A 17,812-nucleotide genomic window follows, 5' to 3' on the forward strand; every position below is an offset into this window, starting at 1 on the left:
GCCCGCCGGATCCATCGCTGGTTCGACCGCTAGTTCACGAGCGAGCCCGCCAGGGGCGACCTGTCCTGCTTCCACAGCACGCACAGGACCTCCTGGCGGCCCGGCGTGGCGGCGTCGTTGTAGGCCTCCCACTCCTTCTGCGTGGGCACGAGCCCGGTGAAGCCGAGGACCTCACCCGACTTCGGTTTGATGGCCTTGAACTGCTCGGTGCAGTAGTTCTTCGTGAAGTCGGCGAGCCACTTCGTGCCGGGGTACGCGGTGTCCTTCGGCTTGTCCCACAACGGGGTCGCCGCGGAGAACAGCTGGATCCCGTGCGGCTGGTCGCACGGCACGTTCGTCCGCACCGGCGACCCCTGCGTCAGGAAGTCCTTCGCGCACTGCGTCCCGGAGATGTTCCACTCGGGCACGTCCCCACCCCGCCCGAACGTCGCGATCCGCCTCGACGGCAACGGCGCCCCGACCGGCAACGCCGAGCTCTCGGTCCACTCGGTCCCGCCGTCCGCGCTCGACCCGTTGCTCGGCGCGGTGCTCTGCCCGGTGTTCTGCCCGGCGTTGGAGTCATCGGGCGTGAAGGCCTGGTACCCGGCGAACGCGGCCCCCGCGAGCACCGCAACCCCCACGACCACCGCGGCGACCTTGACAGCCGTGCCCTTGCTCTTGCCCCCGCCTTTGCTGCTCCCGTTGCGCGGCAACGGAACCGGCGGCGCCCCCTGCACGATCGCCACCAGCATCTGCCGCGCCTGGCCCGCCGTCAGCCGCCGCGAGGGGTCCACCGTCAGCAACCCGCGGATCACGTCCGCCAGCGCGGGCGACGCCAGCCGCAGCACCGGCGGCTCGTTCATGATCGCGTGCAACGTCGACGCCGTCGACGTCCGCTCGAACGGGCTGATCCCCTCGACCGCGTGCGCCATCGTCACGCCCAAGGCCCACAGGTCGGAGGCGGGCGAGGCCTCCCACCCGCTCAACCGGTCCGGTGACATGTACGCGGGCGACCCGACGATGCCGCCGTTGTGGGTGAGCCGCGGGTCGTCCACGGCCTGCGCGATGCCGAAGTCGGTCAGCTTCACCGCACCGTCCGGCCGCACCATGATGTTGCTGGGCTTGACGTCCCGGTGCACCACACCCGCCGAGTGCGCGGTCTCCAGCGCCCCGAGCACCTGCAGCGCCACCCCGGCCATCCACACCGAGTCGCGCGGGCCGTGCTGCTTCACGACGGTGGCCAGGTCGAGCGCGTCGACCAGTTCCATGGCGAGGTAGGTGTGCCCGTTCTCGCGGACGATGTCGTAGACGGTGACCACGGCCGGGTGGTTCAGCCGGCCTGCCGTGCGCGCCTCCCGGAGCATCCGCTCCTCCAGCACGGCGAACTCCTCGGCCGCGATGCCCTGCGGCGGGTGCAGCTCCTTGAGCGCGACCGCGCGGCCGAGCAGCTGGTCCTGGGCGCGCCACACGACACCCATCGCACCCCGGCCGAGCTCGGCGAGCAGTGCGTAGCGGTTGGCGACGAGTCGCTGTTGCTGCTGCACGGACTATCCCTTCTGGACGCCCCCAGATTCCGGCGAGCATAGCCACGATCGTGTGAGCGCTCTCTTCATGGTCACCTGTGCCGCCTCTTCCTCGGTCACGTGTGCCGCGGCGTTCTGGTTCGAGCCGTCGGTGTGGCGTGAGCGGGCCCACAGAGCGAGGGCAGGCGGTGGACGGGGCCGGGCCGGCGCGGGATCGGCAGGTTCGACGGGTGGGGCGGCCCCTTGCGCGTTTCCTCATTTGCGGACGCGGGAGCGGCGGGATCAGGACATGTGTTCGGGTCATGCCTGAGAGACGAGGGCGGGACAGGATCAGGACCGCATTCACCCGATCGGGTCGCGCGGATCCGCGCCGAGGCGGACTGACCAGGCGAAACAGGCGTCGTGAGCGCACGTAGCGGAGATCCCGCTCGAAGATCTCGGCCAGGTCCAGCGTGACCGCTCTGAGCGGCGCGCCGATGGACGGCCGGTCCTTGGCGTAGACGCTCGGCTTGGACTGGAACCGCCGGTTGAACTCGTCCCACACCCGCCGGTGGTGCGAACCGGTGATCTCCTCCCATGCGGCCTTCAGCCATGTGCCGAGCGGACGGTCCGGGATGCGGAACGGCCCCGGAGCTGGGCAGCTCCGGGGCCGGTCGACGAGCGTTGACGATCAGGCGCCTTCGGCGGCCAGGTCGTCGTCGTCCATGTCCTTGCCACCGTTCGCCGGCTTCGGGCCGCCGTTCTTGCGGGTGCGGCGCTGCGGGCGGGGCAGGGCGGTGGGCGGCGGGGGAGGCGTGGGCGAGCCGCCGCCGAGGATGAGCTCGGCGAAGGTGGCCATGGCCTCGTCGAGCTGGCCGCCGATGCGGAGCTCCGACTCCTGGTTCGACTTGCGGACCAGGGACTGCAGGGCGTCGGTGTCCGGGCGGGCGCCGACGGTCTCCGCGACCTTGGTGAGGCTCGCGTCGACGTTGCCGCCGAGCTCGGAGATCCGGGCGGCGAAGCCGTCCTCGACCTTGTCCAGGCGGTTGGTCATGGTGTCGAGCTGCGAGGTGACGAGCTCCAGGCGGCGGGCCAGGGACTCGAGGCGGTCGGCGGCGTCGACCTGGTCGCGGGACTGCTCGATGGCCGCGTACAGGGCGGTGCGGGCCTCGTCGAGCTTGCCGTCGAGGGTGTTGCGGGTCTCGGCGAGCGAGCCGGCCAGCTGGTCGCGGGTCTCGGCGAGCGAACCGGCCAGCGACTCGCGGGTCTCGACGAGGGAGCCCGTCAGCTGGTCGCGGGTCTCGGCGAGGGAGCCTGCCAGGGAGTCGCGGGTCTCCACCACGGCGCCGGCGAGCTCGGAACGCGTCTCGGACAGGGAACCGGCGAGGGCGTCGCGGGTCTCGGCCAGGGATGTGGAGATCTGGGTGGTGCGGTCGGCCAGCGAGCCGTTGATCGAGTCGCGCGACTCGGTGATGGCGGCGGCCAGCTCGGCGCGCGCGGCGGCGAGGGTGTCGCGCTGCTCGTCGGCGCGGCCGTGCAGGCCGGAGAACGACTCGGCGAGGATCTTCTGCAGGGCCTCGCGGGTGCCGTCGAGGTGCTCGTGCACGCCCTCGTCGACCTCGTCGAGGCGGCCGCGCAGAGCGGCTTCGAGGGTCTCGATGCGCTCGCGCAGCGGGGTGGTGACCGCGCCCGGGATCGAGTCGACCTTGCCGTCCTGCTTGTCCAGGTGGCCGTCGAGGTCGTCGATGCGCTTGTGGATGCTCGCGAGCTTGTCCTCCAGGCCGTCCATGCGGCCGGCGACACCCTCGAAGCGGCCCGCGACGCCGTCGAGACGGCCGTCCAGCTGGGCGAAGGGCTTGGCGAGCTTGTCGACCAGGCCGTCGACCGCGCGGCCGATGTCCGCGACGGCGTTGTCCTGGGCCTCCAGCTTGGCGAGGGCCTCGTCGAGGCGCTCAGCGAGAACGCTGACCTCGGTGCGGTCCGGCAGCTCTGACAGGCGCTTGCGGACCGAACCCAGCGACTCCAGAGGCGACATCCGGGCGTGGATCTCGTCCAACGCGTCGAAGATCTGCTGCTGCTCGCTCTCACGGATCTCCGCGGCGCGCGTGAGCATGTTGCGCATCCGATCGAAGGACATCGTGGAGTTGTTGTTCTCTGTCACGGCTGAGTGCCTTCGTCCAGGGGAGGGGGAGACCACGGGAGCCTATCCGCGTCACGGGACGCCTCTGTACCACCCCCGCCGGAAAAAGGCCGGGCGCGGACAGGCAACTGACCTGATCGGACTACTCGACTACTCTGAACGCCAAGTCACTGGCCGAAAGCGTGCGGTAGTGACCGGTGATGTTCCTACCTTGGGGTGACTCAAGCCTCGCGGTGGTTGCAGAAAGTTGCTGATCACGGATCTGCAACGACGTTGATCGAGCAAATGATCATACCGGGCACAAGATCGATTCTGCTCGCACCGAGGCGGCGTGTCGCCTGGAGTAACGTGTAGCAATGAGTACGCCGCTTACCTTGGAGACCATCCGCAGCGCGCCGAAGGTGCTGCTGCACGACCACCTCGACGGTGGCCTCCGCCCGCAGACGGTGATCGAACTCGCCGATGCCACCGGCTACCAGGGCCTGCCCACCACTGACGCGGGCGTCCTCGGCGGCTGGTTCCGCGACAACGCGAACTCCGGCTCGCTCGTCCGCTACCTGGAGGGCTTCGCCCACACGTGCGGTGTCATGCAGGACGAGGCCTCCCTGGTCCGCGTCGCCGCCGAGGCGGTCGAGGACCTCGCCGCCGACGGTGTCGTCTACGCCGAGATCCGTTACGCGCCCGAGCTGAACACCGAGAAGGGCCTTTCGCTGGAGCAGGTCGTCGAGGCTGTCCAAGAGGGCTTCCGGGTCGGCGCCGCCCGCGTCGCGGAGACCGGCCGCAAGATCCGCGTCGGCACCCTGCTGTGCGCCATGCGCCAGAACGAGGGCTGGCTGCGCATCGCCGAGCTGGCCGTGCGCTACCGCGACCTCGGCGTCGTCGGGTTCGACATCGCGGGCCCGGAGGCCGGCTTCCCTCCCACCAGGGGCCTCGACACGTTCGAGTACCTGCGCCAGCAGAACGCGCACTTCACCATCCACGCCGGTGAGGCGTTCGGCCTGCCGTCGATCTGGGAGGCGATCCAGCACTGCGGTGCCGAACGCCTCGGCCACGGCGTGCGCATCGTCGACGACATCAAGGTGTCCGGCGACGGGGACGTGCAGCTGGGCCGCCTGGCCGCCTACGTGCGCGACCGCCGCATCCCGCTGGAGATGTGCCCGACCTCGAACCTGCAGACCGGCGCCGCCCCGACGCTCGCCGACCACCCGATCGGCCTGCTCGCCAAGCTGCGCTTCCGGGTCACCGTCAACACCGACAACCGGTTGATGAGCGACTGCTCGCTGTCGAGCGAGTTCGCCGCGCTGGCCGAGACGTTCGGCTACGGCTGGGCGGACCTGCAGTGGTTCACGATCAACGCCATGAAGTCGGCGTTCATCGGGTTCGACGAGCGGCTCGCGATCATCAACGAGCTCGTCAAGCCGGGGTACGCGGCGCTGACGGCGCGGTAGTCGCCCAGGAGTTCTCGTCGATCGGGCTGAGTGCGCGCAACGGCTCCCACCACGCGCGGTTGGCCGCGTACCAGCGGATGGTGTCCCGGACGCCGGCCTCGAAGCCGACCTCCGGGCGCCATCCGAGCTCGCGCGCGATCCGCGTCGAGTCGAGCAGGTAGCGGCGGTCGTGTCCCGGCCGGTCCGGCACGACCGTCTTGCGTGACTGAGGCAGGCCCAGCTCGTCCAGCACCAGGTCGGCGATCTCGTCGACGCTGGCCTCGACACCTGTGCCCACGTGGTAGGTCCTGCCGATCTCGCCCTCCAGCAGCACGGCCTCGATCGCCCGGCAGTGGTCCCGCACGTGGATCCACTCCCGGCGGTTGTCGCTCGACGCGTAGACGGGCAGCTGTTCGCCGTCCAGGGCGCGGGTGGTGAACAGCGGCAGCACCTTCTCCGGGAACTGGTTCGGGCCGTAGTTGTTGGCGCAGTTGGTGATCGTGACCGGCAGCTCGAACGTCTCGAAGTACGACCGCACCGCGTGGTCCGCGCCGGCCTTCGACGCGTTGTACGGGGTGCGCGGGCGGTAGGGCGAGTCCTCGTGGAACGCCTCCGCCGCGTCCAGGGCGAGATCGCCGTAGACCTCGCAGGTCGACACGTGGTGGAACCGCCGCACGCCCGCCCGCCGGCACGCCTCCAGCAACGCCTGGGTGCCGAGCACGTTGGTGCGGAAGAACCGGGCCGGGTCCAGCAGCGCCAGGCTGTTGTGCGACTCGGCCGCGAAGTTCACCACCACGTCCACACCCTCGACGTCGGCCTCCGCGATGTCCGCGTGCACCAACGGCACGTCGGCGGGCAGGTTCGCGCTGACACCGCTGTAGGTCAACGCGTCGAGTGCGACCACCTCGTCGGACGGGTGTGCGGCGAGCCAGTGGCGGGTGAAGTGCGAGCCGATGAAACCGGCCGCACCGGTGACGAGCACGCGCACGGGTCAGTCCTCCAGAGGAATCGGTGCGACACCAGGGGGTTCGGCGCCGGGCCAGCCGCGGAACTCGACCTCCAGCCGGAACCGGTGGCCCAGGTAGTGGTGCTCGGACAGGGCGATCGGCTGCTCGGCGCCGTCCAACGCGATGCGGCGCACCAACAACAACGGCACACCGACCGAGACCCCGAGCAGTGACGCGACCTGCTCGCCCGCCGCCGTCGCCGCGATGCTCTGCCGCACCAGGGCGATCTGGTTCCCGTTGCGCCGCAACGTCTCCCAGGTTCCCGGCGACTCGGCGTCAGCGCGGCTCACCGGAGCGGCCAGCGCCAGCGGCACCCACTCGGTCACCACGTCCAGCGGCGCGTTCCCCGTGCGCCGCAACGAACGCACCCGCAACACCTCGCCCGCGCCGAACGTCAGCGCCACGCTCGACGGCGGCGGGCGGTAGCCGTACTCGACAACGGTCCGCACGAGCGGAAGCCCGGCCTCGGCGACCGCGGACTCCGCGTGCTGGAAGGTGCCCAGCGCCAACGGTTGCGCGAACGACACCACGTACCAGCCGGCGCCCTTCCGCGACGCGAGCAGGCCTTCGTCGCGCAGCTGTTCGAGTGCGCGCCGCACGGTCACGCGACTCACCTCGTGCCGGCGGCCGAGCTCGGCCTCGCTCTCCAGCGCCCCGGCCGGGCCGTAGTCGCCGAGCACGATGCGTTCGCGCAGCTCAGCGGCAAGGCGCTGAGACCGGGAACCTGTCATAAACCTGTATCATACAAGCGTGCGCAACCGGTTGTGGTTCCGGTCCGGAACGACAGCTGGCCGACAGCTGTGACTGCCACAGTGGACTCATGCGACCTGCACTGATGGCCGGCGGACTCGCCGTGCTGGCCTCGATGGCCCTCGCCCTGCCCGCCCACGCCTCGGGTGAACACGCCGAGTTCTTCAGCGGCACCAACCTGACCGGCGTCAAGCACGAGGTCGACCTCGCGAACAAGGGGTGCGTGAACATCGCGCCCGCGAGGTCCGCCGGCAACATCTCCTCAGCCGACATCGAGGTCTTCTTCAACGCGGACTGCCGGAAGGGCTGGCCCGGCCAGTCCGGCGACACCTACTACGTCCTCGGCAGCCTGCACCAGGCCACCTACCCGTTCGCCGCGGTCAGCTACCGCGTCCGGTGAGCAGCAAAAGGGCCACCCACTTCGAAGTGGGTGGCCCTTTTCGTGCCGAAACCTCAGTTGGCGTGCAGCCGGTCCTCGAACTTGGCCTGCAGCTCGCGGAACGCCGCCACCTCCGCGTCGTACGGCGCGGACGGCGCGAGGCGCGTCGGGTCCGGGGCGACGACGAACGAGACCAGCCAGCCCAGCGACTCCGAGGTGGCCAGCGCCTCCTTCACGGACTCGTCGCCGGCCCACTCGCCGGCGTCCTCGAACAGTTCGACGGCGAGGTCGAGCTGCTGCGGGTCGAGGGCGTCGGGGCCCTCCTCCATGTCCTCGGCGATGCCGGTGAGCACGTAGACGTTCTCGTCGTCCACGTCGACGTCGAGCTCGCCCGCGGTGGCCTTGACCTTGACGTCGTTCCACGTCTCGACCTCGGCCAGGTCGTGGTCGTCGTTCTCGGCGACGAAACGCGAAAGGGCGCGCTGCGAGGTGAAGACCTCGATCTTGCCGCGGCGGCCCAGGAACAGCGGGTCGTCGCCGAGGTAGCAGCGCAGCGTGTAGAACTCGCCGGCGGACGTGATGATCTTGATGGGGTCGATGCCCGCCTCGGCCCAGAAGCCGGTGGGCTCCGCCTTCTCCTCACCGGAGGCGGCGTCGGAGTCGGCGACGTCGTCGACCTCGGCCGGCCGGGAGGCCTCGAGCTCGGCGAGCTCCTCCTGCGCGACGGTGAGCTCCTTCTCCGGCACCTCCGGCGTGTTGACCACGCTGTCGATGGCGTCGAGGACCTCGTCCCACTTCTCCGAGACGACCGAGGACAGCTCGTCCCACAGCTTCGCTCCGTCACGGCCGCTGAACGGCAGCGTGCCCTGCGGCAGCAGCGAGAAGCCCTCCGCGGAGTCGAGCACCTCGTGGATCTTCTCGAGGTCGCAGACGTCCGCGAGCGAACGGACGATCGCGATCACGTCGGCGAGCTCGCCGATGGTCCACGTGTCCGGGTCCTCCGCGACCAGCTCGGGCACGCCGACCAGGTCGAACTGGTGGTTGTCGTCCGGTGAGAGGTCCGCGATGCCGAGCTTCGGCACGATCGGCCACGCCGGGTGGTCGACCAGGTCGTGCTCGTCCGCGGTGCGCACGAAGGCGGCGAGGTGCGCGGCGTCGGGGAAGACGAAGAGGTCCTCCTCGTCACCCAGGAACGCCTCCCACTCCTCACCCTCCTCACGCCACCGGGGTGCCCACAGCGTGACCACGTCACCCTGCGTCAGCCCCAGTTCGATGGGGACGATGTCCTGCGCCATCACTGACCTCCCGGTCACGCCTGCCGAATGCCGTGGGCGAGCCTAACGGTGCTGATCACCGGCGCCCAAAGGGGTTCTCGAAGAAAGCGTCCTCGTCCGGGTCCTCGACGGGGTGCGTCCTGCGCTGCCTGGGCGCTGCTGCCTCAGGAGCTGCAACGACCGGGGGCGCCACGGGGTTCCACGTCGACCGGAAAGGGGAGTCGCCGGCGATCGCCTCGACGTTGATGGCCATGCCGTCGCCCAGCGCCAGCGCCATCTTGTTGAAGCTCGTCTGCACCGCGGCGTTCGTCGCGAGCCGCGCGGTCTCGGTGACCACCTGGCCGACCGCCTGCGGACCCTGGCCCAGCAGCGCCGGGTGCAGGTGCACGGCCCTGAGCTCCCCGCTCGCCGTCGCCGTGACCATGCACAGGCCGTTCGGGTGCTCGACCGTCTCCGCCGTCACCGCGAGGTCGCGCTGGAGCTGCTCGACGGCCTGCAAGCGTTCCTCGTTCACCGCAGCCACCCCTGCTGCTGCGGTTCGTCGTCCTGGCCGCGCTCGAAGCCCAGCGCGGTCAGCTCGCGCGGGTCCACGACCCGCTCCAGCGTCTCGTGGAGCCGCGAACCGGCGTTGCGTCGCGCCTTCTCGGCGATGCGCATGATCTCGGCGGCCAGCCCCTGCGGACCCATCCGCAGCGCGGCGGCGCTCACCGTGATCTCCTGCGGCGGACCGCCCGGCGTCGCGACCACCGTCACCGCGCCGTCCGGTGAGGACGCCCGTCCGGTGATGGGACCACTGCGTGCGACGTGCTTCGACACGACCTGCCCGACATCGCGCACCTTCCGCGCGGCGCGCTCGACGTCGTCGTCCACCTGATCACCCCCTGGTACTGCGACAGTGTGCCGCATGATCCTGCGTTCGGTCGCGTTGTTCGCACTTGCCGCCCTGATGGAGATCGGCGGCGCCTGGCTCGTGTGGCAGGGCGTGCGGGAGAACCGCGGCTGGTTGTGGATCGGCGGCGGTGTCATCGCGCTCGGGATCTACGGGTTCGTCGCCACGCTGCAGCCCGACGCGAACTTCGGCCGGATCCTCGCCGCCTACGGCGGGGTGTTCGTGGCGGGCTCGTTGGTCTGGGGCATGGTGCTCGACGGGTTCCGGCCGGACCGGTACGACGTCGTCGGCGCGGTGATCTGCCTCGTGGGCGTGGCCGTGATCATGTACGCGCCTCGCTAACGTCGTCGGTGTGACGAACCCCAGCGAAGTTGTCCTGGCCCTGCTGCGCGCCACCGAGACCCTCGACGAGGCCGCGGTCGTGCGGCACATGGGCGAGAAGGTGGTGTGGCGGAACATGCCGTTCCCCGCCGCCCGCGGCAAGAAGACGGTCGAGCGGCACCTGGGTCTGATGAACAGGGCGGTCACCGGGGTCGAGGTGCGCGTGCACCACATCGCGGCCACCGGCAACGTGGTGCTGACCCAGCGGACCGACGTCATCCGGCGCGGTGGGTTCGAGGCGGCGTTCTGGGTGTGCGGCACGTTCGTGGTCAAGGACGGCAAGGTCGTGCTCTGGCGCGACCACTACGACCACGCGTACGTGGCCGGTGCCTTCCTGAAGGGCCTGGCCAAGCTGGCACTCGGCGCCCTCAGGAAGGCGGTCTTCGCTCAGCCGGTCGGGCGGTAGAAGCCGTAGAACGACATGCCGGAGTTCGTGGTGCGGATCGGCTGCACCTGCACGGGGTCGCCGGCCTCGACCATCTGGCCGTTGCCGATCACCATCGCGACGTGGCCGTCCCACACCACCAGGTCGCCCGGCAGCACCTGGCCCGGCGGCACCGAGGCGCCCATCGCCTGGTCGCAGGCCGGGCGCGGGATGTCGAAGCCCGCGCCCTTGTAGGCCCACTGCGTGAGACCGGAGCAGTCGGTGCCCTGGGGCGGGTTCGCGCCGCCCCACACGTACGGGGTGCCCAGCGCCGACAGCGCGTTGCGGACGGCCTGGGCGGCGGTCTCGTTCGGGGCCTCGGCGCTGCTGCCGTCGGGCAGGTTCACGCCGACGCCGTCGCCGGGCTGCGGCGGGATCGCGACCGGGAGCCGGGGCCGGAACCGCCGCCGCCGGAACCACCGCCGCCTCCCCTCCGCCGCCACACCGCCACCGCCGGAACCAACGCCGCCTCCGCCACCGGACCCGCCGGAGCCGTTGTTGGACGGAGCGGACTCCTGCTTGGTGGAGTCACTCGCACCGGCCGTGGAGGTCGTGCCACCCTCGTCACCGCCCAGCGGCTCGCCGAGCTTGCCGAGCGCGCCGGTGTCGGGCTTCTGCATGCCGTTGAGCTGCCCGACGAGCTGGCTGAGCTGGTCGCGCACCTTCTGGATCTCGGCCGCGGTCTTGGCCTGGTAGCCGCTGGCCATCCCGGCCAGGTCGGCGAGCGCGGCCAGCACGGCACCGGGACCCGCGATCAGGCTGGCGGCGACGGCGGCCGCGAGCCGGGGCGTGGCCTTGGCGGTGAACTCGTCGATGAGGCCCTGGATCGCGGTGCGGCCGCTGGTCACGACCGACACCCCGGTGGAGGCCACCGTCTTGGCCGTGGAGGCGTTCTGCACCAGCACGTTCGTGGCCGCGGTGAACGCCGACACGCGGCCGGTGAACGCGTTGGCCTTGTCGCCGGACCACGTGTTCAGCACGGCGGTCGACGCCGAGGTGTGCCTGCCGCCGATGTCGGCCAGCGCGGTCTGGGCGCGGTTGAACGCGTCACCCGCGCGCTGGGCGCCGCCGGTGTCGCCGTCCAGCTTCGCCAGGTCTTCCTTCATGGGCGCGATGAACTGGCCCAGCAGCCCCTCGACGCTCACGTGCGGGCCGCCTTGTTCAGCGCCGCCGCGTTGCTCTCCTCCTGCGCGATGTAGGCCTCACGCGCCTTGGTGACCGCGGTCCCAAGCCCGGCCAGACCGGTCGACGCCGCCTTGAGCGCGTCCAGCTGGACCTGGGCGGCCTGCTGGAACGCCGCGTTGAGCCCGACCTCGTTGCCGATCTTGCCGAAGCAGTCGCCCGGCAACGACGTGGTGCCGTTCAACGTCCCGGTGCCGACCGTGCCGACCTCGCTCGCCAATCCGCCGACCGCCGACGCATATGCCGTCAACGCGTCGAGATCGACCTTGAGCCCTTGTTCTGCCATCTGAAGTCGCTTCCCCCAGTGTGACCTGTTCGCCTTGATCCTGCCCCGATGGGCGGTACCTCGCCCGTCGTTCCGCCAAGATCATGGACCCGTGGGCGTGATCGAGCACTGGAACCGGATCCTGGCATGGCTGGCGGAACACGCACCCGCCACCCGAGCCGTGCTCCGTCCGAGGTACGACGCACTGCCTGAGCTCCGGGTTCCCGACGACCTGCAGCACTGGTGGAGCGTTTACGGAGGCACCGAACCGGAGCTCTTCGCCGAGATCCTGCCGCCCTTTTACACCCCGTTGGGTGCCGATCGCGCTTTTGTCCTGAGGGAAACCCTCGTGACGAAGTCCGCGGATTCTTCGGAAGCGGGTTCGCCGACTATCGGATTCCACTCGGAATGGCTTCCGATCGCCTTCGACGGCACCGGTGACGTCCTCGCGGTCGACCTGCGTCCCGGCGTGCTGCGCGGCTGCGTGGTCGAGTGGGACAAGGAGCGCAACGAGATGACCAAGCCGGAGTGGACGTCGCTCGTGGAGATGTTCGACCAGGTCGCCACGGCCCTGGAGAACCGCAGCGCGATCGGGCACTGCCTCGCCGAGGTGAACTCCGCCGGCGAGCTCGGCTGGCGGACCAGCTGACGCACGGGAGAAGCTCCCGTCCGTCACCGCACGCCGGCGAGTGAACGCTGCGGCACGGCCGTGGCCTTCGCCCGCGTGAAGACCTTCACCGCGGCCAGCGCACCGAGCCAGCCCAGCGCGGTGCCCGTGGTGTTGGTGATCAGGTCGTCCACGTCGAAGATCCGGTTCGCCCACACCAGCTGCGAGCCCTCGATGACCAGCGAGACGCCGTAACCGATGAGCGCGCTCTGCCCGAGGCTGCGCTTGCCCCAGAACATCAGCATCGCGCCGAGGGGCACGAACAGCAGCACGTTCAACGTCATCTGGTCGAACGCGATCTGCCCGTCGCGGAGCGTGTCGGCGACCCACTGGAACGGGACCGGCTGCACGGACTGGCGCGGCGGCACGGTCTGCATCGGCAGGAAGGTCGCGGCGAACAGCATGCTCGCGTAGCCGGTGATGATCGCGCTGCGCCAGGTGAGCTGGCGGAACAACAGCTGCGGCGCCAGGAAAACGACCGAGAGGAAAAGGCCCCACTGGATGCTCGCGAGCTGTGCGTTCGTCATGGTTCAAAACTAGGAAAATGGCCCTCGGCGCACATCGCGCTGAGGGCCAGTTCCCGTCTCGTTCTTATGGCCGAGAACTACTCCGCCGCGTAATCCCGCGGGCTGATGCCGCGTAGTACCGGACCGCACGCCAAGGCCGCTACCAGCGCGACCACCACGCCGACACCGACAGGCGCGACGACCCACGGCGTGAGCGGCATTTCCCCGTGACCCACCAGGCCGCGGGCGAGAGTGAGCAGTCCGAGGCCTACGACAATGCCCGCTCCGCACGCCGCCACTGTGACGGCGAACACCGGCAACACCACTTCCCGACGCAATGCGTGGCTCAGCACCCGAATTGGTGTGCCGGCCGCGATCAACGCACCGAAAGTGCGCCTGCGGTCGATCACCGAACCGGCTGCCGCCACCGCCGCGCCGATGCCGCCGAGCACCGCCGCGATCGACAGGCCGATGACCGTGGCGCGCCGCAGGTCCGCCATCAGCGTGTCGCCGTGGAGGCCGCGCTGCTCGCCGTCGACGAGCCGCACGCCGGGCAGGGTGCCGATCAACGCGGTGTGCACGACCTCGCGGTTCTCCGCCGTGGTCGGCACGCCGACCATCGACACCCGGCCCGCGAGCGACGGCAGGACCTCCGGGTCGATCACCGCCTGGACGCGTCCGGCACCGTCGAACTCCCGCACCTCGTACTGCTCCGGCAGCGTGAGCCGCACCTCGTCGGGCCCGGTCGTGCGGAACTGGTCCTCGCGCAGCTTCTCGTGGGAGTAGACGGCGGGTCCCGGCCGGCAGTCCAGGCCGGTGAGCACCGTGGCGACCTCGGCGCACCTGCCGACGACCACGTAGTAGCTGTAGCCGCTTTCCGCGCCGTTGCTCACGTAGCCCTCCAGCATCGGCACGACCGGCGCCGAGGTGGCCGCGCGCAGCGGTGCGAGGCCGGTCGTCACCTGCTGGGCGACGATCGCGTCCTCCCGCCACGTCGAGTCGCGGTACGGCACCTGGCTCTCCAGGCCCGGCAGCATCGTCAGTGCCATCGAACCGGTGAACACCGCGATCACCACGCCGGCCGAGCCGCGGAACGCCGCCACCGGGTCACCGGCCAGCCTCCGCCCGGCGAGCAGCGTCGAGGGCTTGCGCCACCGGCCGACGAAGAACCGGCCGACCCACGCCGTGACCACCGGACCGGCCAGCACCAGTGCGAACGCCACCGCGCCCAAGCCCAGCAGCACCACGGTGAACTGGCTGTCGCCGCCGGCCTGCTGCGCGTACACGATCCCGAGGAAGAACACGCCCAGCGCACCGGCGATCGACACCAGCCGCCACGACCGCACCCTCCGCTGCTCCTCGGCGGCGAGCGGGCGGCTCACCACGCGGCGCAGTCCCATGATCGCGGCCCCGATGACCAGCACCGGCGCGAGCACGGCCACCGCGGTCACCACGGCGGGCGAGGGCACGAAGTCGCCGGGGTACCAGGTCCCGCCCTCCCACGGGATCTCCGCGGTGAGGTGGCTGAACGGCTGCGCGAGCACCACGCCCAGGACGCTGCCGACGACCGCGCCGACCGCCGTCTCCACCGCCGTCATCACGATCACCTGCCTCGGTGACGCACCGGCGAGCCGGAGCGCGGCGAGCCTGCGTTCGCGTTTCGCCGCGGTCAGCCGGGCGGCGGAGGCGACCAGCACCAGGCACGGCACCACCAGCACCACGAGCCCGACACGGGTGAGCAGGTAGAGCATGCCGTGGTAGTCGTCGCGGTAGGAGCCGCCGGAGCCGGCCAGCCCGGCGGTGCGCAAGCCGTCGACCTCGGTGCGGCCGACGACGGCGACGAGCTCGCCGGGGTACTTGAGCGCTTCCTGGCCGAGCTCGCCGATCACCTTGCCGGGGAAGCGGTTGCCGAGCTTCTCCGGCGGTGTCGTGCGCACCAGTTCGGCCAGCGCGGGGGACAGCAGGACCTCGCCCGCCTCGGGGAACCTGCCCAGTCCGGCCGCGACCGGCACGTCACCAGGCTCGTCGCGGGCGACGTCGAACCGTTCGACGAGCCGGTCGCGGAACGAGTCGGTGGTCTGGTCGACGGAGATCCGGCTGCCCTGGTCCACCGCGTCCCGCCAGGCGGTGCGGTCGGCGCGGGCCTGCAGGCCGTTCGGTGCGGCGACGAGCCACAGCACCAGTGACACGGCGATCATCACGCCGAGCGCGACGAGGACCGTGGCGACCTGGCTGCGGCGGTCGCGGCGCAGCACCGCGAGCGCGATCCTCATGCCGGCACCTGCCCCGGCACGGCGATCCGGCCGTCCTGGATGTCGACGATGCGGTGCGCCCGGTCGGCGATCGCCTTGTCGTGCGTGACGATCACGACCGCGGCGTTCGTGTCCCGCGCGGCCTGCAGCAGCGCGGTCATCATCTCCTGGCCGGTGCGGGTGTCGAGCGCGCCGGTCGGTTCGTCCGCGAAGACCACCCGCGGCCGGTGCGCCAGGGCCCGTGCGATCGCGACCCGCTGGGCCTGACCGCCGGAGAGCTCTCCCGGCCTGCGCTTCTCCATGCCCTGCAGACCGAGTCTGGTCAGCCACAACCGGGCGGCGCCCAGCGACTCCTCCCGTGACCGCCCGGCGAGCAGCATCGGCAGCGCCGCGTTCTCCTCGGCCGTGAGCTCGGCGACGAGCATCCCCGACTGGAACACGAACCCGAACGCGGTGCGCCGCAGCTCGCTGCGCCCCGTCTCGGACAGCTCCCCGATCGCGCGCCCGTCGAGGAACACCTCACCGCCGTCGGCCCTCAGGATCCCGGACAGCACGTGCAGCAGCGTCGTCTTGCCGGAACCGGACGGGCCGACGACCGCCAGCACGTCCCCCGGGCTGATGTCGATGTCCACCCCGGCGAGCGCGTGCACGTCGCCGTAGGTCTTGACGAGGCCACGAGCGGCCAGAACCGAATTCATGCCGTTGACGATGCTGGGTCCGGCCTGCGGAAACCTCAGCCTTGACGACACACCGGATCGGCCGGATGACCGAGGCCGGGAAGGTGTGGTGGTCCTACCGTTGTCTCCCGTGGACAGTCATCGGGGCCAATGGCCGATCGCCGCGGCGCTCGCGCTGCTGATGCTCGCGGAGCTCATCTTCATGTCGGGGCCGTCCAGCTCGGAGGCACTGGTGTGGCTGCTGAGCGTGCCGCCGTGCATCGCGGCGGTGGCGTCGTTCAAGTCCCGCGCCTTCACGATCCCGGTGACCGTGGCGTCGATCTTCGTGGCGTCGTTCGTCGTCCGGCTGTTCGGCGTGAGCCTGCCGACGATCCTGAGCCCGCTCACCGTCGCCGAGACCGCCGCGTGCCTGGTGCTCACCGCCATGGTCGTGCGCGAGGAACCGCGCCGCTCGGCCACCTGGTCGGTCGGCTCGCTGATGGCCGTGAGCGTGTTCGCCGCGATCATCCGCGACAACTGGCTCTCCTCCGGCAACTACAACGAGGTGCTCGGCTCCCTGGTCCTCGGCTTCCTCGCCGTCGGCACCGGCCTGTACTTCCGCGCCCGCGACTCCGAGAGCGGCCGCCTGATCGCCGCCGCCGTGACCGACGCGCAGAAGGAGGAGCGCATCATCCTGGCCCGCGAGCTGCACGACGTCGTCGCCCATCACGTGACCGGCATGCTCATCCAGGCCCAGGCGGCCCTGGAGGTCTCCGACGACGACCCGCGCGCCGCCCACCGCCTGCTCCCCGGCATCGTCCGCAGCGGCACCGAGGCACTGGGCGCGATGCGCCGCCTGGTCGGCACCCTGCGCCAGGGCGAGAACGACGTCGCCACCACCGACCTCGCCGCCGACGTCATCTCCACCGTCGAACGCACCCGCGAGCTCGGCTTCGAGACCCGCCTGCGCATGGACCTGCCCGAGGTCGTGCCACCCGAGCTCGGCCGCTCGGTGCTGCGCCTGGTCCAGGAGTCGCTCACCAACGTGCACAAACACGCCCATACCCCGACCCTGGTCGACGTGGAGATCACCAGGACACCCGCCGGCGCCCTGCGCGTCGTGGTCGCCGACGACGGCCGCCCCGGCGAGCTGAACCAGGGTGGGTACGGTCTGGTGGGCATGCGTGAGCGGGTCGACCTGCTCGGCGGGCTCTTCTCCGCCGGCCCGCGCGAGAACGGCTGGCAGGTGCTCGCGGAACTGCCACTGGAGGGGAAGAAGTGATCTCGGTCCTCATCGCCGACGACCAGGAGATGGTCCGCGTCGGGTTTCGGATGATCCTGGAGAAGCAGCCGGACATCACCGTGGTGGCCGACGTGCCGGACGGGGTGGCGGCGGTGTCGGTGGCTCGGGAGTTGCGGCCGGATGTGGCGTTGCTGGACATCCGGATGCCTGGATTGGACGGGTTGGAAGTCACGAAGAAGCTGGCCGGGTCGGTTACGAAGGTTGTTGTGGTGACGACCTTCGACCTGGACGAGTATGTGCACACGGCGTTGGAGAACGGGGCGTCCGGGTTTTTGACCAAGGATGCCGGGCCGGCGTTGCTGGTCGAGGCGGTGCGGGCGGCTGCTGCGGGGAACGCGTTGATTTCACCGCAGGTCACGGTGAGGATGTTGGAGCATTTTGCTCGGCCTGCTTCGCGGCCGGATCTTGGGCTGTTGACTGCTCGGGAGCAGGATGTGGTGCGGGAGGTGGCCCGGGGGTTGAGCAATCAGGAGATTGCTGGGGTGCTGTACCTGTCGTTGTCGACGGTGAAGACTCATTTGGCGTCGGTGCAGACGAAGTTGAACGTGAAGAACCGGGTGGGGATCGCTTCTTGGGCTTGGCGGGCGGGGTTGGTGAACTCGTGAGCGAGCAGCCCGAGACCGAGTTCCCGCGTTCCATCGGCAAAGTCGCCGCCCGTGAGCTGGCCGCCCACGGCTACACGACCTTCGACTCCCTGACCGAGGTGTCCGCGAAGACCCTGCTGAGCATCCACGGGGTCGGGCCCAAGTCGGTTCGGATTCTCGGTGAGGAGCTGGCGGCGCAGGGCAAGGCCTACGCCGCCGACTAAAGCGACTCCGGTGCAGCGGGG

Annotated in this window: 20 protein-coding genes; 8 read left to right on the forward strand and 12 right to left on the reverse strand. The window is 70.5% G+C overall.

Going from position 1 to position 17,812, the window contains the following annotated elements; translation table 11 throughout:
• Nucleotides 1-29: 29 nt before the first annotated feature.
• Nucleotides 30-1,523 (reverse strand): serine/threonine-protein kinase, encoded by a 1,494-nt coding sequence (locus BBK82_RS18565; RefSeq protein WP_065916127.1) that lies wholly within the window; start codon nucleotides 1,521-1,523, stop codon nucleotides 30-32.
• Nucleotides 1,524-2,172: 649 nt separating this feature from the next.
• On the reverse strand, nucleotides 2,173-3,618 hold the full coding sequence (locus BBK82_RS18570; protein WP_154697378.1) for a coiled-coil domain-containing protein: 1,446 nt from the start codon (nucleotides 3,616-3,618) through the stop codon (nucleotides 2,173-2,175).
• Nucleotides 3,619-3,977: 359 nt separating this feature from the next.
• Between BBK82_RS18570 and BBK82_RS18575 the strand changes: the two genes are divergently transcribed.
• Entirely contained in the window at nucleotides 3,978-5,069 is a 1,092-nt protein-coding gene (locus BBK82_RS18575) for an adenosine deaminase (RefSeq protein WP_065916129.1), read from the forward strand.
• On the opposite strand, the gene BBK82_RS18580 is transcribed toward BBK82_RS18575, so the two are convergent.
• Complete coding sequence (locus BBK82_RS18580; protein ID WP_065916130.1) at nucleotides 5,035-6,036, reverse strand: dTDP-glucose 4,6-dehydratase; 1,002 nt, start codon at nucleotides 6,034-6,036, stop codon at nucleotides 5,035-5,037. The two genes, BBK82_RS18575 and BBK82_RS18580, sit on opposite strands and share 35 nt — an antisense overlap.
• 3 nt (nucleotides 6,037-6,039) lie before the next feature.
• A complete protein-coding gene (locus BBK82_RS18585) occupies nucleotides 6,040-6,786 on the reverse strand; it encodes a GntR family transcriptional regulator (protein ID WP_071812628.1) in 747 nt (248 codons plus the stop codon).
• Between the two features lie 89 nt (nucleotides 6,787-6,875).
• Here BBK82_RS18585 and BBK82_RS18590 point away from each other — a divergent pair, with 89 nt between their 5' ends.
• The gene (locus tag BBK82_RS18590) at nucleotides 6,876-7,205 is read left to right on the forward strand and encodes a hypothetical protein (RefSeq protein WP_065916132.1); all 330 of its coding nucleotides are present in this window, start codon (nucleotides 6,876-6,878) and stop codon (nucleotides 7,203-7,205) included.
• Nucleotides 7,206-7,258: 53 nt separating this feature from the next.
• On the opposite strand, the gene BBK82_RS18595 is transcribed toward BBK82_RS18590, so the two are convergent.
• The 3 genes from BBK82_RS18595 to BBK82_RS18605 are packed head-to-tail and all read right to left on the reverse strand — an operon-like array spanning nucleotide 7,259 to nucleotide 9,328.
• Complete coding sequence (locus BBK82_RS18595; protein WP_065916133.1) at nucleotides 7,259-8,479, reverse strand: primosomal protein; 1,221 nt, start codon at nucleotides 8,477-8,479, stop codon at nucleotides 7,259-7,261.
• Nucleotides 8,480-8,534: 55 nt separating this feature from the next.
• On the reverse strand, nucleotides 8,535-8,972 hold the full coding sequence (locus tag BBK82_RS18600) for a YbaB/EbfC family nucleoid-associated protein (protein WP_170067932.1): 438 nt from the start codon (nucleotides 8,970-8,972) through the stop codon (nucleotides 8,535-8,537).
• On the reverse strand, nucleotides 8,969-9,328 hold the full coding sequence (locus BBK82_RS18605; RefSeq protein WP_237048252.1) for a hypothetical protein: 360 nt from the start codon (nucleotides 9,326-9,328) through the stop codon (nucleotides 8,969-8,971). Before BBK82_RS18605 ends, BBK82_RS18600 begins: the two co-directional genes overlap by 4 nt.
• 34 nt (nucleotides 9,329-9,362) lie before the next feature.
• Between BBK82_RS18605 and BBK82_RS18610 the strand changes: the two genes are divergently transcribed.
• Both BBK82_RS18610 and BBK82_RS18615 read left to right on the forward strand, forming a co-directional pair.
• Nucleotides 9,363-9,689 carry a YnfA family protein gene (locus tag BBK82_RS18610; protein WP_065916135.1) on the forward strand — a complete coding sequence of 109 codons (327 nt, stop codon included), beginning with the start codon at nucleotides 9,363-9,365 and terminating at the stop codon, nucleotides 9,687-9,689.
• 10 nt (nucleotides 9,690-9,699) lie between these two features.
• On the forward strand, nucleotides 9,700-10,134 hold the full coding sequence (locus tag BBK82_RS18615; protein ID WP_065916136.1) for a limonene-1,2-epoxide hydrolase family protein: 435 nt from the start codon (nucleotides 9,700-9,702) through the stop codon (nucleotides 10,132-10,134).
• Here the strand turns inward: BBK82_RS18615 and BBK82_RS54200 are convergent.
• Both BBK82_RS54200 and BBK82_RS18625 read right to left on the reverse strand, forming a co-directional pair.
• Nucleotides 10,116-11,297, reverse strand: coding sequence for a C40 family peptidase (locus BBK82_RS54200; RefSeq protein ID WP_065916137.1), 1,182 nt, complete (start codon nucleotides 11,295-11,297; stop codon nucleotides 10,116-10,118). The genes BBK82_RS18615 and BBK82_RS54200 overlap by 19 nt on opposite strands.
• On the reverse strand, nucleotides 11,294-11,620 hold the full coding sequence (locus BBK82_RS18625; protein WP_065916138.1) for a type VII secretion target: 327 nt from the start codon (nucleotides 11,618-11,620) through the stop codon (nucleotides 11,294-11,296). The genes BBK82_RS54200 and BBK82_RS18625 overlap by 4 nt, the downstream gene beginning before the upstream one ends.
• A 91-nt stretch (nucleotides 11,621-11,711) precedes the next feature.
• On the opposite strand from BBK82_RS18625, the gene BBK82_RS18630 reads away from it, so the two are divergent.
• Complete coding sequence (locus tag BBK82_RS18630; protein WP_065916139.1) at nucleotides 11,712-12,248, forward strand: SMI1/KNR4 family protein; 537 nt, start codon at nucleotides 11,712-11,714, stop codon at nucleotides 12,246-12,248.
• 23 nt (nucleotides 12,249-12,271) lie between these two features.
• On the opposite strand, the gene BBK82_RS18635 is transcribed toward BBK82_RS18630, so the two are convergent.
• The 3 genes from BBK82_RS18635 to BBK82_RS18645 all read right to left on the reverse strand — a co-directional run bounded on the left by BBK82_RS18635 (nucleotide 12,272) and on the right by BBK82_RS18645 (nucleotide 15,722).
• Entirely contained in the window at nucleotides 12,272-12,793 is a 522-nt protein-coding gene (locus BBK82_RS18635) for a VanZ family protein (protein ID WP_065916140.1), read from the reverse strand.
• Nucleotides 12,794-12,870: 77 nt separating this feature from the next.
• On the reverse strand, nucleotides 12,871-15,045 hold the full coding sequence (locus BBK82_RS18640) for an FtsX-like permease family protein (protein WP_065916141.1): 2,175 nt from the start codon (nucleotides 15,043-15,045) through the stop codon (nucleotides 12,871-12,873).
• Nucleotides 15,042-15,722: an ABC transporter ATP-binding protein gene (locus BBK82_RS18645; RefSeq protein WP_065916142.1), complete on the reverse strand. Its 681-nt coding sequence runs from the start codon at nucleotides 15,720-15,722 to the stop codon at nucleotides 15,042-15,044. The genes BBK82_RS18640 and BBK82_RS18645 overlap by 4 nt, the downstream gene beginning before the upstream one ends.
• 109 nt (nucleotides 15,723-15,831) lie before the next feature.
• Here BBK82_RS18645 and BBK82_RS18650 point away from each other — a divergent pair, with 109 nt between their 5' ends.
• The 3 genes from BBK82_RS18650 to BBK82_RS18660 are packed head-to-tail and all read left to right on the forward strand — an operon-like array spanning nucleotide 15,832 to nucleotide 17,791.
• Entirely contained in the window at nucleotides 15,832-16,962 is a 1,131-nt protein-coding gene (locus BBK82_RS18650) for a sensor histidine kinase (RefSeq protein ID WP_237048254.1), read from the forward strand.
• Complete coding sequence (locus BBK82_RS18655; protein WP_065916144.1) at nucleotides 16,959-17,588, forward strand: response regulator transcription factor; 630 nt, start codon at nucleotides 16,959-16,961, stop codon at nucleotides 17,586-17,588. The genes BBK82_RS18650 and BBK82_RS18655 overlap by 4 nt, the downstream gene beginning before the upstream one ends.
• A complete protein-coding gene (locus tag BBK82_RS18660) occupies nucleotides 17,585-17,791 on the forward strand; it encodes a helix-hairpin-helix domain-containing protein (protein ID WP_065916145.1) in 207 nt (68 codons plus the stop codon). The genes BBK82_RS18655 and BBK82_RS18660 overlap by 4 nt, the downstream gene beginning before the upstream one ends.
• Nucleotides 17,792-17,812: the final 21 nt, after the last annotated feature.

The sequence above is a fragment of the Lentzea guizhouensis genome (genome assembly GCF_001701025.1).
In the GTDB taxonomy this organism is placed as follows: Bacteria; Actinomycetota; Actinomycetes; order Mycobacteriales; family Pseudonocardiaceae; genus Lentzea; species Lentzea guizhouensis.

Excerpts from the sequence above, each read along its gene's own strand:
- BBK82_RS18570 (WP_154697378.1), bottom strand. The coding sequence starts at position 3,618 with ATGTCCTTCGATCGGATGCGCAACATGCTCACGCGCGCCGCGGAGATC.
- BBK82_RS18575 (WP_065916129.1), top strand. The coding sequence starts at position 3,978 with ATGAGTACGCCGCTTACCTTGGAGACCATCCGCAGCGCGCCGAAGGTG.
- BBK82_RS18585 (WP_071812628.1), bottom strand. The coding sequence starts at position 6,786 with ATGACAGGTTCCCGGTCTCAGCGCCTTGCCGCTGAGCTGCGCGAACGC.
- BBK82_RS18590 (WP_065916132.1), top strand. The coding sequence starts at position 6,876 with ATGCGACCTGCACTGATGGCCGGCGGACTCGCCGTGCTGGCCTCGATG.
- BBK82_RS18595 (WP_065916133.1), bottom strand. The coding sequence starts at position 8,479 with ATGGCGCAGGACATCGTCCCCATCGAACTGGGGCTGACGCAGGGTGAC.
- BBK82_RS18610 (WP_065916135.1), top strand. The coding sequence starts at position 9,363 with ATGATCCTGCGTTCGGTCGCGTTGTTCGCACTTGCCGCCCTGATGGAG.
- BBK82_RS18625 (WP_065916138.1), bottom strand. The coding sequence starts at position 11,620 with ATGGCAGAACAAGGGCTCAAGGTCGATCTCGACGCGTTGACGGCATAT.
- BBK82_RS18635 (WP_065916140.1), bottom strand. The coding sequence starts at position 12,793 with ATGACGAACGCACAGCTCGCGAGCATCCAGTGGGGCCTTTTCCTCTCG.
- BBK82_RS18640 (WP_065916141.1), bottom strand. The coding sequence starts at position 15,045 with ATGAGGATCGCGCTCGCGGTGCTGCGCCGCGACCGCCGCAGCCAGGTC.
- BBK82_RS18645 (WP_065916142.1), bottom strand. The coding sequence starts at position 15,722 with ATGAATTCGGTTCTGGCCGCTCGTGGCCTCGTCAAGACCTACGGCGAC.